Source organism: Candidatus Neomarinimicrobiota bacterium (genome assembly GCA_022560655.1).
Classification (GTDB): Bacteria; Fidelibacterota; Marinisomatia; order SCGC-AAA003-L08; family TS1B11; genus JADFSS01.
Genome location: JADFSS010000038.1, coordinates 1 through 15072, shown reverse-complemented (window position 1 = coordinate 15072; position 15072 = coordinate 1). Strand labels below are relative to the sequence as shown.

The 15072-nt window shown below is 62.8% G+C and carries 16 protein-coding genes; 8 read left to right on the top strand and 8 right to left on the bottom strand.

The annotated features are described in order from the left end of the window. The 4 genes from IH971_07000 to IH971_06985 form a co-directional block, all read left to right on the top strand. Window positions 1–150 (top strand): hypothetical protein (locus tag IH971_07000; GenBank protein MCH7497580.1); only part of this gene is annotated, 150 nt, incomplete at its 5' end. 66 nt (window positions 151–216) lie between these two features. Next, complete coding sequence (locus tag IH971_06995; protein ID MCH7497579.1) at window positions 217–663, top strand: DUF2299 family protein; 447 nt, start codon at window positions 217–219, stop codon at window positions 661–663. A 5-nt stretch (window positions 664–668) separates the two neighbouring features. Continuing rightward, window positions 669–1301 carry a hypothetical protein gene (locus IH971_06990; GenBank protein MCH7497578.1) on the top strand — a complete coding sequence of 211 codons (633 nt, stop codon included), beginning with the start codon at window positions 669–671 and terminating at the stop codon, window positions 1299–1301. 123 nt (window positions 1302–1424) lie between these two features. Further along, window positions 1425–1697, top strand: coding sequence for a hypothetical protein (locus IH971_06985; protein MCH7497577.1), 273 nt, complete (start codon window positions 1425–1427; stop codon window positions 1695–1697). Window positions 1698–1809: 112 nt separating this feature from the next. Here IH971_06985 and IH971_06980 read toward each other — a convergent pair whose 3' ends face one another. Both IH971_06980 and IH971_06975 read right to left on the bottom strand, forming a co-directional pair. Next, window positions 1810–2181: a cupin domain-containing protein gene (locus IH971_06980; protein ID MCH7497576.1), complete on the bottom strand. Its 372-nt coding sequence runs from the start codon at window positions 2179–2181 to the stop codon at window positions 1810–1812. Window positions 2182–2252: 71 nt separating this feature from the next. Continuing rightward, window positions 2253–3161 carry an exopolyphosphatase gene (locus IH971_06975; protein ID MCH7497575.1) on the bottom strand — a complete coding sequence of 303 codons (909 nt, stop codon included), beginning with the start codon at window positions 3159–3161 and terminating at the stop codon, window positions 2253–2255. 402 nt (window positions 3162–3563) lie between these two features. Between IH971_06975 and IH971_06970 the strand changes: the two genes are divergently transcribed. The 3 genes from IH971_06970 (at window position 3564) to IH971_06960 (ending at window position 7046) form a co-directional block, all read left to right on the top strand. Then, window positions 3564–3779: a hypothetical protein gene (locus IH971_06970; GenBank protein MCH7497574.1), complete on the top strand. Its 216-nt coding sequence runs from the start codon at window positions 3564–3566 to the stop codon at window positions 3777–3779. A 25-nt stretch (window positions 3780–3804) separates the two neighbouring features. Further along, window positions 3805–4056: a hypothetical protein gene (locus IH971_06965; protein MCH7497573.1), complete on the top strand. Its 252-nt coding sequence runs from the start codon at window positions 3805–3807 to the stop codon at window positions 4054–4056. Window positions 4057–4205: 149 nt separating this feature from the next. Beyond that, on the top strand, window positions 4206–7046 hold the full coding sequence (locus tag IH971_06960; protein ID MCH7497572.1) for an insulinase family protein: 2841 nt from the start codon (window positions 4206–4208) through the stop codon (window positions 7044–7046). A 57-nt stretch (window positions 7047–7103) separates the two neighbouring features. Here the strand turns inward: IH971_06960 and IH971_06955 are convergent, their stop codons facing one another. Continuing rightward, window positions 7104–7757 carry a hypothetical protein gene (locus tag IH971_06955; GenBank protein MCH7497571.1) on the bottom strand — a complete coding sequence of 218 codons (654 nt, stop codon included), beginning with the start codon at window positions 7755–7757 and terminating at the stop codon, window positions 7104–7106. Between the two features lie 235 nt (window positions 7758–7992). Continuing rightward, window positions 7993–9690, bottom strand: a complete 1698-nt coding sequence (locus tag IH971_06950) for a DUF885 family protein (protein ID MCH7497570.1) — start codon at window positions 9688–9690, stop codon at window positions 7993–7995. Window positions 9691–9975: 285 nt separating this feature from the next. Here IH971_06950 and IH971_06945 point away from each other — a divergent pair, with 285 nt between their 5' ends. Continuing rightward, window positions 9976–10950 (top strand): PDZ domain-containing protein, encoded by a 975-nt coding sequence (locus tag IH971_06945; GenBank protein MCH7497569.1) that lies wholly within the window; start codon window positions 9976–9978, stop codon window positions 10948–10950. Between the two features lie 633 nt (window positions 10951–11583). Here the strand turns inward: IH971_06945 and IH971_06940 are convergent. From IH971_06940 to IH971_06925, 4 genes are all read right to left on the bottom strand, one after another. Continuing rightward, on the bottom strand, window positions 11584–12093 hold the full coding sequence (locus tag IH971_06940) for an SHOCT domain-containing protein (protein ID MCH7497568.1): 510 nt from the start codon (window positions 12091–12093) through the stop codon (window positions 11584–11586). A 48-nt stretch (window positions 12094–12141) separates the two neighbouring features. After that, window positions 12142–14319 carry a carbohydrate binding family 9 domain-containing protein gene (locus IH971_06935; protein MCH7497567.1) on the bottom strand — a complete coding sequence of 726 codons (2178 nt, stop codon included), beginning with the start codon at window positions 14317–14319 and terminating at the stop codon, window positions 12142–12144. 118 nt (window positions 14320–14437) lie between these two features. Then, on the bottom strand, window positions 14438–14920 hold the full coding sequence (locus IH971_06930; protein ID MCH7497566.1) for an SRPBCC domain-containing protein: 483 nt from the start codon (window positions 14918–14920) through the stop codon (window positions 14438–14440). A gap of 21 nt (window positions 14921–14941) precedes the next feature. After that, the coding region (locus IH971_06925; protein MCH7497565.1) for an ArsR family transcriptional regulator at window positions 14942–15072 on the bottom strand (131 nt) is incomplete at its 5' end.

Below are 15072 nucleotides of genomic sequence, written 5' to 3'. Positions count from 1 at the left end.
GTAATCGAGAGCTACCTCATCGCCAACACGGTCTCTCTGGCAGCGGCCCAGGCTATCAAGCAGCCTGGTGACAAGTGGTCCACGATGGCAGGCGCCTACGCACGTCGCGCGTCAGCCCGTAAGATTGACTCTGACGAACCGCTGGGTTAATATTCCACGGGTAGCCTGGTAATCCTAAAATGATTGAGGACGCAAACCCAACCGGAAAATCGACAAGTGATTGACAAGGCAACAATTCTTGATTGGTTTAGTGCGGAGTGTGATACTCCCCCTTCGGAGGGTGAGAGCGATGACGCTATTTGGGTTCTGGTGGGAATACTAGGCAAAATCACCATGAATATCGTCCAGCCCAAAGATGCTAGCCACATACAGATTCAACGAGGTATCGAACTTCAGGATCAGCATAAATCCGTAATCCGTGGACGAACCAAGAAAATGCAAGCCGAGTTCTTATACAGGCTCAAGCTAGGTCTCATACAAACCCAAGTGCGTTGGAAGTTTGTTTTCTCCGATCCAGGTCAAGCAGAGTTTGCCGGGGTTCATATGTTCACTCGTATATTTGAGGACGGTCTCTCAAGAGATACTTTTGTAGACCGACTTATGAAAGTACATGATGCCTCCATACTTGTGTTAGTTGAACTGAATAAAATCACTGAAGAGTAGCCGGTATGAATTCACAAGTTCTTACTATGATAAATGAAGCGTGGATTCTTGGAAATCTCTCGATTGCTAAGTCGTTTGAATCGTGGGAAGATCTGGAGTTTTTGCAGGGCGATCAAGAAAAAGCACCACCGTCATCCGCGCCTGATTTGCTAGATCTTTTAGGGTACTCGACAGCGCACTTGTTATCCCAATTTGGCTACACCTGGCAGATTGAGATCCACATTGCAATTGGGCATAACTTGACCGGAGGCACACGAGTATTTGACTATCCACAGGAATCTTTATTTGTATCGGATACTGCATCCTTGGATGCAGAGATGCTGGGCAAGATTGGAGAACGATACAATTTGGCTGACCCGGAGACATTTTATGAATTTGTTGCCGAATTCGAATTCTTGATGGAATCGCTTTTAGATGCATACCCACATTTGCAGAGTCACTTTGGAGAGGAAGTAAGGATTGATCTCGTAGTACGGACGGATGTCGAGGATGAATATAAGGAGCTATTTGGCTACATCTCCAGTTCACTGTCTGCGGATGATGCTCAAGCGTGTCTCGATGAATTTGATAGAGAGTGGTTCCTAGAACATTCACTCTCAACGAAGGGGCGACTCAACTTCGATATCTCCTTCCGGTAAATGGCTAGCTGGCAAGACTACTTCAAGATTGCTCAAAAACTGTACGATGAACGCGGTAGACTAGCGGCACAGGAAGGCTGTTGCCGATCCTCGATAAGTCGATCATTCTTTGCAGTATATAATATGGCAGAGATTAGATTGCAGACAAAAGAGAAAGGCACACCTCCGATAGGGAAAGGCGAACAAAAGAAAGTCATTCTCTACTATCTAAACCACCAAGAGAGAGCAAAACGAGGTAGAATTGGAGTCTTACTAGATAGACTCCAAGATCGTCGTCAGCAGGCTGACTATCATTACAATAGAGGCGCTGACTCGATTATTAACGATTTTGCCTCCGCCGCAGGTAACTCCCTGAAGTTGGCAAATGAAGCAATCAATATAATTGATAGCTTATGAATAGACTTTCATCCTGCCCACCATCTACGTCCTGCTCGACGACCTTCGCAACTGGGCCCGCCGGGTGCTCAGCGCCGCCTGCATCTAGGGCAACTCCTCCGCCTCACCTCTCCTAGTCCCCCGTCGCCGTCACCGTCGCCGCTTCCACCATGAGGATGGTGGTCCTCTCCGGCGCACGGGTGCGGTGCTGCATCCCCCGGGGCACGGTAAACCCCTGCTGCGGGGCCAGTTCCACGGTGGCGTCCGGCAGGTCGATGAGCAATCGCCCCGCCACCACGTAGAAAAACTCGTCCTCCCGGTCGTGCTGGTGCCAGTGAAACTCCCCTTTGATCACCCCCAGCCGGATGACGCTGTCGTTCACCTCGCACAGGGTGAAGTTGTGCCAGTCACCCACGCACTGGGCCACCACGGCGGCGATGTCCACCACTTCCAGGGGCTGGAAGCGGACCTCGGTGTCGATGGCGTACTGCTCGTTCTTGCTCATCGGTGAACTCCTGTTAATGCGGGTAAAATTGTCCAGGTCGCTGCGGCGCTGATCCGCCGGCCGTGCTGCCCCTACGCTTTGCAGGCGGCGATGATCTCTTTGAACGCCTGGTCAGCCTCCTCGGGGGATACCTGGCAGGAGGCCGCCTTCTCGTGGCCGCCGCCGCCGTACTTTGCGCACAGCGCCCCCGCGTCCACGTGCGAGCTGCGGTTCACGATGGAGTGACCCACTGAGATTACCGAGAGATGCTCATGCTTGCCGTCGGCGATGCGAACGGATATGTTGCCCTCCTTCAGTGCCGGCAGGCCGTACAGCAGGAAACGGTTGCCGATCGGAAGCTGCATCCCCCGCAGGTCGCTGACGATCACGTTGCCGTCCAGGGTGGCGTGGGCGCCGTAGAACTGCCGCGCCCCGGCCTCGGCCTCCCGGTAGCGCTGCACCCGCTCCTGGCTGTGGGGCATGGTCAGGATCTCTTCCACGCTGTGCATGGTGAGCAGCTCCGGGATCTGCGTGGACCATTGGAGGTTGCTGATGGTGTAGTCGTGGCGCAGCCCCAGGCTGGTGCGGGGGTCCAGCAGCAGCGCCAGCAGGATGCTCCCCTGGGGGTCGTTCAGGTGCTGCAGAGTGACGAGTCCGCCGTCGAACAGGTCGGCCTCGTCCACCAGCTCCTTGTACTTGCCCAGGAACTCCAGGTCTTTCTCGAAGCGGGTGTACACCAGTTTGGCGGCGCTGGGGTAGAGCACGCCCCCGCCGGAGAACACGGCCCCCGCCTCCACCGCCTGGTCGGAGCGGTGATCGAACCACAGGTGGCAGTCGGGGTGGTAGGGCAGGTTGCAGAGGATGTCCTGCCCGGTGATCTCGAAGCTGCCGTCCTGGATGTCGTGGGGGTGGGTCTGGGCCAGCTCGTCGCACATGTCCAGCTCCATGAGCATGGCCGCGCACACCGTGCCGTCAAAGTCGCCGCGGTAGACCACCCTCATCTGCCACTCCAGGGCTTCGCGGGGAGCATGTTGCGGAACATAAGTGTTTTAGCTTGCCGCATGGCAGGCGAAAAAGCGACCGGCCTCGCATGGGGGCACCCGTGGCAGGGAAAGGTGCCTGCGGGCACGCCGCTGAGGGGGTCGCCGCGCTGCGGGGACGTCGGTAAAGGGAGGCGGAGTCGCCATATCAGCATTCCTCATGTCGCGGGTTCCGTGCCTGCGCGGAACGGCCCCCGCCGTTCACAAAATCGCGCTAGAGCGCCGACAGAAGGTACGGCCCGCAAGTGGCGGTTTCAAGGGGATGGGGGGGATGTCTCCCGCCAGACAGCCCCCCTACGCAACCGTGGTCAAAACACCTTCCCGGGCCGTATCTTCGGGGCCATCGTCACAGGAGGAGGCACCATGCACGCGACCACCACGCACTCCCAGCCCGCCGCGGCCACTGGGTGGGGCTTCAGTGACCTGCAGGCCGTCTTTCTCAACGGCTCCCTGCAGCGTGCCCCCGAAATGTCCCCCACCCAGGGGCTCATCGACAGCTCCCGCGCTAGCATGGAAAAGCACGGCGTGGCCGTGGCGCTGGTGCGCCCGCTGGACCCGGTCCCTACAGCGTTACGCTGAGCCTGCACCAACCCCGCCAACGGCGGTGGCCGCTGAATACGCCATGAGCGCCGCCACCGCCCGGCCCCCCTTGCTCCCCACGGTCCTGGCGTTCGGGGCGGTCTATTTCATCTGGGGCACCACCTACACCTACGTGAATCCCCTGGTGGCGCTGCTGGTGGGCGCCCTGGTGGTGGGTGAGGTCATGACCTCCGAGATCAAGGTCGCGGCGCCCCTCATCCTCCTCAACGCCGTGATCATCTCACTGCCCGGCGGGTTCCTCGGCCGCTGGAAGTGATAGGGCGGTTGCCCTGCTGGTAGAAGGGAGTGGGTCAGCCTGGCCCAGTGATTAACTTCCCGCTCGCCCAAGGCTTGATGACCGGTTTCCCCGGGGTGCCCGGCCGTCCTGGCGGCCCGCCCGGAGTCATCTCCAGGAAGGAACGTTGCATGCTGCGAATCTCCTCCCGGCTGGCCCTGCTGGCCCTGTTTCTCTGGACGGCCTGTGCCGGGCCGCTCTCGCCCTACCGGGCAGACCCCCTCGCCGGCAAGCCCCTCCCCGCCCCGGAAGAGCCCCTTCCCGACGATCCCTGGGTCCACACCGGTGTCCTGGACAACGGTCTGCGCTACCTCATCCGGGTGAACGATGAACCCCGCCAGCGGGCCGAGCTCCGCCTCGTCATCGATGCTGGCTCCGTGCTGGAGGACGACGACCAGCAGGGGCTGGCCCACCTCGCCGAGCACATGGCTTTCAACGGCACTGTCCACTTTGCCCGCCAGGAACTGGTGGACTACCTGGAGTCCATAGGCATGCGCTTCGGCCCCGACCTGAACGCCTACACCGGTTTCGATGAGACCGTCTATATCCTGAAGGTGCCCACCGACAGCGCCGGCATGGTGGAGCAGGGTTTCCAGATTCTGGCGGACTGGGCCCATGGCGTCAGTTTCGAAGGCACGGAGATCGACAAGGAGCGTGGCGTCGTCATCGAGGAGTGGCGGCTGGGCCGGGGCGCCGAGGCCCGCATGCGCGACCGTCAGTTCCCCATTCTCTTTCAAGATTCCCGCTACGCCCTGCGGCTGCCCATTGGGAAAAAGGCAGTGCTGGAGTCTTTCCCCCACGATGCCCTGCGGCGCTTCTACCGCGACTGGTACCGCCCCGACCTCATGTCCGTCATCGCGGTGGGCCAGTTCGACCCGGCCTGGATTGAGGGCCTCATCCGGCAGCATTTCGAGCACCTGTCCGCCCCTGAGCAGCCCCGGGAGCGCACCCTGTTCCCGGTCCCCGGGCACAGCGAGCCGCTGGTGGCCCTGGCCTCCGATCCCGAGGCCACTGGCTCACGGGTCGCCGTCATCTACAAGCAGCCGCTCAGGGAGGTGGGGACCCACGGCGCCTACCGCCAGGGCCTGGTGGAGGGCCTCTACAACGCCATGCTCAACGAGCGCCTCTCCGAGCTCACCCGGCGGCCCGAGGCCCCCTTCTTGTACGGCTTCTCAGGGCAGGGTCGCTTCGTCCGCACCAGCGAGGTCTACCTGCTCACGGCCGGGGTGCCCGACAACGGCATCCACCGGGGTCTGGAGGCGCTCATGACCGAGGCGCAGCGGGTGGCCCGCCACGGCTTCACGGCTACCGAACTGGAGCGGGCCAAGCGTGACCTCCTCCGGGGCCTGGAGGCCGCCTTTCAGGAGCGCGACAAGACCGACTCTAACCGCTACACCAGCGAATATGTCCGCCATTTCCTCACCGGCGAGCCCATCCCCGGCATCGCCTACGAGTATGCCTTGGTGCAGCGCTACCTCCCCGGCATCGCGCTGGGGGAGGTGGACCGCCTCGCCCGGGATTGGATCACCGGCAGCAGCCGCGTCATCATGGTGAACATCCCCGAAAAGGAGGGCGTCGCCATGCCCGTTGAGGGTGACCTGCTGGCCATCCTGGAAGCCACGGATACGCTGGCCCTCGAGCCCTACGTCGATGCCGTTCCCGACGCCCCCCTGGTGGAGGTGGTGCCGCCGCCGGCGCCCATCGTCCACCGGCAGACTATCAAGGAGTTGGATGTGGTGACCTGGATCCTGGCCAACGGCGTCCGGGTGATCTTGAAGCCCACCGACTTCAAGAATGACGAAGTGCTCTTCACCGCCTTCAGCGACGGCGGCACCTCCCTGGCCAACGACGCGTCCTACGTGCCCGCCATGACGGCCGCCGCGGTGGTGCGCGAAGGGGGCGTGGGGTCCTTCAGCCAGGTGGAGCTCCAGAAGCGTCTGGCGGGGCAGATCGTCGCGGTGTCGCCCTATATCAGCGAGCTCCAGGAGGGACTGTCCGGGCAGGCCTCGCCCCGCGACCTGGAAACCCTGCTGCAGCTCATCCACCTCTATTTCACGGCCCCCCGCAAGGACCCCGAAGCCTTTCAGGCCTATCGCCAACGCCTGCGCGGTTTCCTGGAGAACAGCAGCGCCTCTCCCGAGGCCGCCTTCCGCGACACCATGAGCGTTACCATGTCCCAGTACCACCACCGCCGCCGACCATGGAGCCTGGAGCTCCTCGATGAGCTCGATCTGGACGCCTCGTTGGAGTTCTACCGCGACCGGTTCGCCGATGCCGGCGATTTCACCTTCATCTTTGTGGGCAATTTCGAGCTGGATATAATCCAACCTCTGGTGCAGTCCTACCTGGGCGGTCTGCCCGCCGCCGGCCGGGACGAAGCGTGGCGGGATGTGGGCGTACGGCCACCCGGCGGGCTCATTCGCAAGACCGTGCGCAAGGGGCTGGAGCCCAAGAGCGTCACCCAGATCGTCTACACCGGCGACCATCCGTGGAGCCGCCAGGCCAGCTACGAAATGGGCGCCATGGCTCAGGTGCTGCGACTGAAACTTCGGGAAGTGCTCCGGGAGGATCTGGGCGGCACTTACGGCGTGAGCGTCCGGCCCGCCTTGTCCCGCTACCCGCTGGAGCGTGCTCGCTTCAGCATCCGCTTTGGCAGCGACCCAAAACGTGCCGCCGAGCTGGCCGCCGTCGTCTTCCAGCAGATCGACAGCCTGACCGCCTTCGGCACCACCGACAAATATCTCACCAAGGTACGGGAGACCCAGCGCCGGGAGCGGGAGACCAGCCTGCGGGAGAACAGCTACTGGCTGAACCTGCTGGAGTCCTACGCCCGCCACGGCGAGGACCTCCGGGCGATTCGGGACTACGAGGCGCGGGTGGAGGGACTGTCGCTGGCAGCCATTCAGGCGGCGGCGAAGCGCTACCTGACCTCAGAGGCCTACGTACACGTCACGCTAATGCCGGCGGAGTAGGCGCGGCCGCGACGTCCCGGCGCAGAGCATAAGGGCATAGGATGTGTGTGGCACGTGTTACTGATCTGCCGGAGGAGCATCCATGACAACAACTTTGTCCCGTCGAAGGTACGTCCCGTCAATGATGGTCAACTGATACATGGTCAACTTTCCTCCGGCAATAGCCGTCAGGATAGGTCGAAATTCGTCATCGTATAGAATCTCCAAAGATTCCAGCGTGGAGAATTCAAATGACTCACAGTTTTCATGGGTGGCTGGATTCTCTACCTCGGCCATGTCGATATAGACCCCGGCGCCTTTGCGGATATCAACATGGAAAAAACGCGGATATTCGACGACGGCTCCAAACTGTGTCACTAATTCCGTCCGCTGGGCAAGTCGCATGGAGTCCAAATCCGTGGTATCTGAAACTTCGATCAAGAGGTCTACTCCAGATCCCTCCACAGTGTGGCTGTCGATATAGTTTCCGCTGACGTGCTGAAGCGGGCCCGGCGCCAAGCCTTCTTTGACTCTGTGAACCTGGCCATCAATCATTTGGAAGATGATAATGGTGGGCGACTGGCGGTAGTGGGGAGTTACGCCAATCATGACCTCGGTGATGCCATCGCCATCCAGATCGGCAACTTCCGCCGCCTTGACCTTCACGCGATAGTAGGCCCCACCAAACAACTCCGGGAAATTCTCCCCGCCCTCCTCAAGGAGATAGGCCATAACGATTTCCAGCTCCGGAGGGTAGCTGGCTTCTGCCGCTAGTGTAGTTTTTAGGGCGCTACAAGACAGCCAGAGGCACGTCAGGAGTCCAACCGCCGGATACGTTAGTTTAGTCACCTTCATTGATATAAGTATTCTATTCCCATGAAATTGGCCCCGCATCGAGCGCGATAGTCACCAGCACACGCTCCAACTCAACCCATCCAGCGCTTCCTAACTTATCGACGCCCCCCTCTCACCACAACCTCCCCACCTCGTCCCCCTTACCCAGCGCCTCCCAGCGTTGCAGCGCGATGGGCACGTTCCCGTTCAGCATCAGCCCGTCGTGGAAGGCCCGCAGGCTGAACGCTTCACCCTGGGCTATGCGGGTATCGGCCAGGAAGGCCTCAATCTGCAGTTTGCCGATCTGGTAGCTGATGGCCTGCCCCGGGTTGAAGGCGAAAAAGCCCGCCTCCCAGGTGGCCGTGGGCACGTCCAGGGGGACGGTCTCCGCCAGGTAGGCCCCGGCCTGCTCGATGGTGAAGCTCCCTAGCGCCAGCCGGATGTCGACCTCCACACGCAGCGCCCGCAGCCGCATGAACCGGGTGATGATCTCCCGCGTCCGGGGCCGGTCGTCGAACAGCCCCAGGTCCATGAGCAGCTCCTCTACGTAGAACCCGATGCCCTCGTTGGGGCCTGAGTCGAAGAACTGCCGCCGGATGGGGTCGGGGTGACGCCACGCCAGCGCCATCTGGTAGTAGTGCCCGGGCACCCCCTCGTGAATGATGATGGGCCGCGGGTCCTGCGCTGAGGCCAGCCGGAAGAACGGCAGGTCAGGCGACGGCTCCCGCATATAGCTCACGGCGTCCTCGTCCAGGCGGGCGGCCGAGGTGAGATCGTTCACCACACCCATGTGGGCCAGCGGCGCGATATGCTCCGGCGTAGGGCGGTTCACGTAGTGCTGCAGCCAGTCCGGCACGCTCATGATGTCACGCTCCTCCAGGAACGCCCGGATGGCCCGCTCGTCCCTGCGGGACTGCTTCATCTGCGCCTTGCTGCTGGGAAACAGCGCCGCCTCCGGCAGACCGGCGTTACGGGCGGCGTGAGTGGCCTCCAGCGCCAGCGACCGGTTCCACGCCTGTCGCCCCTGGGCCAGCAACTCCTCCGGGGCGTGGGGGATCAGCGCAATATATTTTAGGAAATAGATGTAGTTCTCCCGGCCGATGGCCGTCTCCGTCGCCATCTCCGGCAGACGTTGCTCCAGCCACCGGGCGTAGCTCTCCAGCGCCGCTCCCGCGTGGCTGATGGCCTCGTCCAGGTCGCCCCGCAGCCGCCGGGGGAAGCTCTTCCGCAGTGCCGCCGCTGTGCGCTCCAGTTTCCCGGTGACGCCGCTGAGGTTGTCCAAAGCAATCCGGGCAAAGGGGGCCACCGGCTCGCTGAGATTTTCCCGGGCAACGGCCACCGTCCTTGGCACCGACCGCAACCGCGTCACCAGCTCACCGGCCCGCTCAGCCGTCAGGGGCGAACTGATCAGCAACAGTTCGTACAGCGCCCCCAGGGTCTGGTGCACGTAGAAGTCGGGGTTGCGGTGGGGCTGGCGCAGGATGTTCAATTCCCAGTTCACCCGCTCGATGGCCGAGCGCAGCAGCAGGTAGTCCACGCTGTCGGCGCGCTGCCAGCCCTCGCGGGGCAGAGTCTCCAGCCGCTGGCGGAAGTCGCGGTAGGCCCGGCGCTGGGCCTCCAGGTCGCCGGGGGCCACTTCAGGCGTCCAGCCGGGGGGCCGCTCCACCCGTGGGATGTCGTCGCCAGTGGCCGGCTGGGTCACGGCCCGCCAGGCGAAAAACTCCGCCCCCAGCGCCTGCAGTCCGGGGTCCAGTGGCGCGACTTGTCCGGCGGCCGGGCCGGTGAGCGCCAGCGCCAGCATGAGTGCAGGGTGGATGGATGGATGCGTCATGGCGGTGCCCCCCGAATGATGGCGTTCGGTGTGTCAGCAGACGTGCAGACGTTAGGCCGGGGCGAGGGCAATGTCAAAGGATGGGAGGAGCAGTGGCTGCGCCCTCGCCCGCATTTGGGCCAGCGAACTGGAGCGGGTTCACCGCCCGGGAACTTCTCCCACCCACTGGGGTAGAATCCACTACAGACGACGGCGAGGGGACACCTCACCACTTTTAACCGCGCCAGCAGGCGGCGGCAGCACCCCGCCGAGGCGGTGCCGGCCATCACGCAAGGAGGTTCGCCCATGCGACCCGCTCAATCCCATACCACCACCGCGCCGCGCGCCCCATGGCACTCTCTGGCCGCCCTGACCGTAATTGCCATCCTCACCACCGTTCCCGTCCTGGCAGGCGAAAAGGGCGCCGACGCCCTGGGCTATCTGGGCATCACCATGGAGCCGCTCACCCCCTCTCTCCGCGCTGCCCTTGACCTGAAAAGTGACGACGGCGTCCTGGTCAACGAGGTGCTGGACGACAGCCCCGCCAAGGCCGCCGGCATCAAGGCGGGCGACGTCCTCGTGGAATACGACGGTAAGTCCGTCGACTCTCCCCGCCAGTTGCGTAAACTGGTATCCCGCACCGATCCCGGCGAGAAGGTCCCCCTCCGTGTCATCCGCAAGGGCCGTTCCAAAAAACTCAGCGCCACTATTGGCGAGAACCCCCGTGAGCGCGACTTCTTTTCTTTCGGCGGCGGTCGCCCGCCCCGCGATTTCGACTTCGATATTGACATTGACCACGACGGTGACGTCCACCGCTTCGTCAGCTCCCGCGGCCAGCTCGGCGTGGAGGTCACCAATCTCAACGCCGACCTCGCTGCCTATTTCAAGGTCGAGGCCGACGAAGGCGTACTTGTACTGGATGTTTGGGATGAGTCGGTGGCCGCCGAGGCCGGCGTCAAGGCCGGCGATGTCATCGTCAAGCTGAACGCCGCCGCTGTCTCATCGGTGGGCGACTTGCGCAAGGCCACCCGCGAGCTGGACGACGGCGACGACTTCACCCTCTCCATTGTCCGCCAGGGGCAGTCCGAAACCCTCTCTGCCCGGATGACGGACGCCGAGCGTGGGCGCAGGTTCAGCTCCAGGCGCCTGCTCCGCAATTTGCGCGTGCCGGGCATGTACTGGTGGCAGTCCCCCGATGACAACCTGCGCGAGGATATGGACGATCTCCGCGACGAGCTGCACGATTTGCGCGACGAGCTGAGCCGCCTCCGCGGCAGCTGAGCCGACCTTCGGTCCGCGTCCGTTCACCTCCCGGCCCGGCCCAGGCGACCGGACCGCGGTCAGAAATTGCTTGACTCCCTTAGTTTAAAATACGTAGGCTTTGGCCCCCGTCTGCCGCAGCTAACATCCTCCGCAAGCCCCAATTGCGCACATTCGGGCCGTGCCGGGAGGTGCCACAGGGGAATTGATCTGCCTTGAATCGCAGCGCGGCCCGGTGTTCCGGCCCTGTACGGGTTGCCAGTACTTGGAGGCATGAAGAGGTTTAACATGGCTGTTGTCCGCCTGATCGCGTACCGTATTGTCCCCGTCGTATTAATTGTCGCCGCCACCGGCATTCTGCTCTTCGGCTAGGACGCAAATCGTCGCACTGAATCGCTTTCGATGCTCCCCGTGCCGGCAGCCCAGGCCACGCAAACGGCTGCGGAGGCCCCCGGCGGGGCCGTAGGTTAGCGCGTGGCGCCACTTGCCAGCAGCGCCCGGTAGAGCTGCCCGTTCAAGTCTGCGCCGGTGATGCCGGTATGCCAGTCGGCCACGTGGGCCTCGTCGGCGATGCCCGGGGCCGGTGGGCAAAACGCAACTGCCGGGCCACTCCTTTGAGCAGTCCGGCAGTGCGTCAGTCGTGGGGGATGGGGGTCAGATCAGGCGCAGCAGTTTGCGCTTCTCCCGGACGAATTCGCGCTCCTCGATGAGTCCCTTTACTTTCATGGCGTTGAGCTGCTCCAGTCGTTTGGTCACCTCGGCCGCGTCGTCGGCGCTGTCTTGACGGGGAACGTACTTGCCCAGCCGGTCCAGCAGCGTCCGCTTGGCCCGCCGGAACTCCCGCTCGGTAAGGATGCCCTGCTCTTTGAGGGTGTGCAGCGCCTCGATCTGTGAGATAATGCTATCGGCATCGGCCAGTTCCAGGCCCCTGTGCGTAGCACCGTAGGGTGCCCAGCCGTAGACCGGTCCCCGGAAGGGGTCGGCGTAGTGGTAGCTGGGGTAGTGGAAACTGGCGCCCACATAGACTACCCGGCGTCCGTGGTGATGGCGGTGGTGGCGGCCGCCGGGGGAGGCTGCCAGGGCGGTGGTCATCAGCAGGGCCAGCAGAAGGGTCGGTTTCAGATAGGTCATGGCTCGGGCTCCTTTCATGGCTAGGCGTTCCATCACTTGGACGCCGGCGCGGGGCAAAAGGTTAGCGGTCCACCGCCCGGATCAAATGCGCCAGTTGTAGGACGCCTTGAAGAACAGCCCCCGTTGTTTCAGCGCAAACCGCCCCCCGTTGCTGGGCTCGTAACCGTCGGCCACCGGGTCCTCGAACAGCGCGCCGAAGCCCAGGTAGACCACGCTGCCGGGGAAGTAAGTGAAGCTGGCCAGCAGGTCGGTGGTGAGGGTCCCCTCATCGGAGTTGAACTCGCCGATGCCACGCAGGAACAAGTACTTATTGAGCTGGTAAGTGAGCTTGCCCCGGGTGATCCGGATATCGAACACCTGCTCACCGGTGGAGCGCCGGTCGAATACCTCCCGGGAGATAGACAGGTTCAGTGTCAATTTGTCCGTAGGCTGAAAGCTGAATTCGCCGCTGGTGATGGCCCGGTCGCCCTGGAAAGGATCGTCCTCGTCGAAGTTGGGGCTCCCGTCCCAGCGCATGTTGAGCTGCACGTTGATGGTTTTGTGTAGTTGGCTGCCAATGCTCACCCACGTTCCGTTGATGTCGTACAACACGCCTTCGTATACCTCACTGGCCCGCGGCCCCCCGGCGAATATCCAGGATGACCGCGCCAGATTGAACCCCATGATAGGGCTGTGCCGTTGCTCGGTCAGCGCGGCATACAGGTCCCGCTGTACGTAGCCGAAGTAGTTGATGATGAAGCTGTGCACGATGGGGTTGTTGAAATAGAAGGTCCGCCGCGCCAGCAGGCCCACCGAATTGATGCCGTCCCGGGGCACAAAGCCTGTCTCCAGCTTGAAATTGGGCGATGTCCCCGACAGCCAGGCGTTGAGCATGGACGCCTGCGTGCGGTAAAGCAGCGTGGCCTGCAGGTCGTGGGCCAGCGCCGGGGCGCCGCCGGGGCTGGTGCGGGTGGCGGTGATCATGGCGTGCGACTCCAGCCGCGTGGTCCCTGTCAGCCGCCACACACCGTCCACGGCGGCCATCTGATGGCTTCCCGTCGCCGATTCTCGCACCATCGCCATACCACCCAGGTAACTCTCGCTGCCCAGCAGCCGCTTGTAGCGGGCCACCCCCACGGTTGCCCGGCCGCCTGGAGTGTCCTCGTCGGCGGGCACATCGTCAACGGCCACCAGGGCGGCCACCGCGTTGCTGCTCCCCAGCTTGCCGGTGACCTTCATGCCCAGCTGCGGGTTGCTGATGGTGCGGGTGTGCAGCGCCGTCTGGATGTTGCCATATTTCCCGGTACCCGCCAGGGAAAAGTTTTCAGCACCTTCCAGGAAGAACGGCCGCTTCTCGGGGAAGAATAGTGGCGAGCGGGTGTTCGCGTCGATCTGCCCGGCGTCCGATTCCACCTGGCTGAAGTCGGGATTCAGCGTCAGGTCCAGGGTGAGCGTCGACGTGAGGCCCACCTTGGCCGTCAGCCCCACGTTCGTGCCGGAAATGGCGTTGTCCCGCAGAGGTTGGCCGCCTGCCGGCAGAGACTGTGATTCGGTCTGCGTCAGGGCGGGCAGCAGCTCATAGGTACGGTGGTAGGCCAGGTCGCGGAAGTGGGCCTGCCCCATCTGGCTCAGTTGGGAGCCCCGCTCGGGGATGACGGGGGGAAAAAAGGCGATCTCCGACTTGCGCACAATCTGTCGCCCGAACTGCATGCCCATGGCCACCTGGTCACCGGCCTGGAAGCGCAGGCTCTGGAACGGAATCCTCATCTCCACCGTGTAGCCTCTGTCGTGGAGAGTACCCGCGGCGTCCCAGATGAAGTCTGGGGACGCGTCGCCGTCACCGCTGCTGTTGATGATGATGTCGGCCTGCGAACCCACGGCGTTGACGGTGAAGGCATAAGCGGACTGGCCGTCGTTCAGCCCGTCGATGATCACACCCACAAAGTCGTCGTTGAACAGGTCGTCCCACTTGGACACGTTGGCCCGGATGAGCTCCGGCTGCGAGTCAAAGGCCTCAATAGCCACATAAAGGTAGTCCCGGTCGTAGGCCACCCGGGCCACTGTCCGTTCGCTCACCTGTGCCCCGTAGGCCGGCTGCACGGTCTGGAAGTTGCTGTGCGTCTCTGCCCGCTCCCAGATGGCATCGTCCAGCACGCCGTCAAGCAGGGGTGGCGTCTCCGCCCTGACGGTGAAAACTGGCACAGGGGACTCGTCCGGGCTCGCCCCCGCGGCGCCGCTTGTCAGCAGGAAAATTGCGGTCAGGATCGCAACGTGTCTCACACTGGCCTCCCTCAGTATTATGGGCTGTTCCGGCCAGCGGCCGGAGCGCTGGCCGGGCGGGTGTCTGGATGTAAGACGGTCTTGCCGCCTGAAAGGTTGTCCCGGGGCCGGAGTTGGGTTATGTATTCGGACCGCGTTCTGGCCTGCCGGCATACTCCCCAAACTTTTGCACCAATACGAACTCCCAACCGGTATCATAGTCCGCGCGCGTTTTAGCCCCATCGGCACCGAGGCGCTCCCAGCCGCTATGGGTGAGCACCACCCGGGTCCCATGGTTCTGTTCTGTGAAGCGCACCACCACCGTCTGGGACGTATCTGGATGGCGTCCCGGATACCAGCTGAACGACAACTCGCCCGGCGGCTCCCAGGTCTGCACCACGCCCAACTCGAACTCCTCACCGTCCCCGCTGGTCTCGACGAGTCTGCCCCCGGCAAATCCCTCCAGCCGCAGACTGGCCGAGGCGTCCTCGCTCACGGAATGCGTTTCCAGGGGCCACCACGCGTTGATCTCTTCGGTGAACAGCCTGAACGTCTCCTCGATATCCCGGTCAATGGTGATGGACTTGACCACCGGAGCAATAGTTGTGTCATGAGTCGGCATACTTATCCTTCGGATTGTAGCTCACTCGGCGTGGCGCTTGAACCTGCTCAGGGCAGTATCCCAGAAGCCCTCCACATACGCTCGCAGCGCCTCCATGCCCTCGGGGTCGAGGGCATACTGGTCGCGTTTTCCCACCTTGACGCGGCGCGCCA

Bases quoted from the DNA above. Each gene is read 5' to 3' on its own strand.
- IH971_06990 (MCH7497578.1), top strand. From the start codon at position 669: ATGAATTCACAAGTTCTTACTATGATAAATGAAGCGTGGATTCTTGGA.
- IH971_06985 (MCH7497577.1), top strand. From the start codon at position 1,425: ATGGCAGAGATTAGATTGCAGACAAAAGAGAAAGGCACACCTCCGATA.
- IH971_06980 (MCH7497576.1), bottom strand. From the start codon at position 2,181: ATGAGCAAGAACGAGCAGTACGCCATCGACACCGAGGTCCGCTTCCAG.
- IH971_06975 (MCH7497575.1), bottom strand. From the start codon at position 3,161: ATGAGGGTGGTCTACCGCGGCGACTTTGACGGCACGGTGTGCGCGGCC.
- IH971_06970 (MCH7497574.1), top strand. From the start codon at position 3,564: ATGCACGCGACCACCACGCACTCCCAGCCCGCCGCGGCCACTGGGTGG.
- IH971_06960 (MCH7497572.1), top strand. From the start codon at position 4,206: ATGCTGCGAATCTCCTCCCGGCTGGCCCTGCTGGCCCTGTTTCTCTGG.
- IH971_06955 (MCH7497571.1), bottom strand. From the start codon at position 7,757: ATGGCCTATCTCCTTGAGGAGGGCGGGGAGAATTTCCCGGAGTTGTTT.
- IH971_06950 (MCH7497570.1), bottom strand. From the start codon at position 9,690: ATGACGCATCCATCCATCCACCCTGCACTCATGCTGGCGCTGGCGCTC.
- IH971_06945 (MCH7497569.1), top strand. From the start codon at position 9,976: ATGCGACCCGCTCAATCCCATACCACCACCGCGCCGCGCGCCCCATGG.
- IH971_06940 (MCH7497568.1), bottom strand. From the start codon at position 12,093: ATGGAACGCCTAGCCATGAAAGGAGCCCGAGCCATGACCTATCTGAAA.
- IH971_06930 (MCH7497566.1), bottom strand. From the start codon at position 14,920: ATGCCGACTCATGACACAACTATTGCTCCGGTGGTCAAGTCCATCACC.